The 463-nt window shown below is 66.5% G+C and carries 1 protein-coding gene; it reads left to right on the forward strand.

Annotation, left to right across the window (positions count from 1 at the left end):
* Positions 1-463: homocysteine S-methyltransferase family protein (locus GO615_RS27940; protein ID WP_211167417.1), on the forward strand; the 463-nt coding region annotated here is incomplete at both ends.

Below are 463 nucleotides of genomic sequence, written 5' to 3' on the forward strand. Positions count from 1 at the left end.
CAACCGCACCGCCTCGATCTCGCCCGACGTCTCCAATCCCGGCTATCGCGCTGTCACCTTCGACGATCTGCGCACGGCCTACGGCGAACAGGCCAAGGGCCTGCTCGACGGCGGCGCCGACCTGCTGCTGGTCGAGACCATCTTCGACACGCTGAACGCCAAGGCGGCGCTGTATGCGATCGCCGAGATCATCGAGGAGCGCGGCATCGACGTGCCCGTGATGATTTCCGGCACCATCACCGACAAGTCCGGCCGCCTGCTCTCCGGACAATTGCCGGAGGCGTTCTGGCATTCGGTGCGGCACGCGCGGCCGATCACGATCGGCTTCAACTGCGCGCTCGGCGCCGAGGATCTGCGCGCGCACATCGCCGATATCGGCCGCGTCGCCGACACGCTGGTGTGTGCCTATCCGAACGCCGGCCTGCCCAACGAATTCGGCCAGTATGACGAGACGCCAGACTAC

The sequence above is a fragment of the Aromatoleum evansii genome, assembly GCF_012910805.1.
Lineage (GTDB): Bacteria > Pseudomonadota > Gammaproteobacteria > Burkholderiales > Rhodocyclaceae > Aromatoleum > Aromatoleum evansii.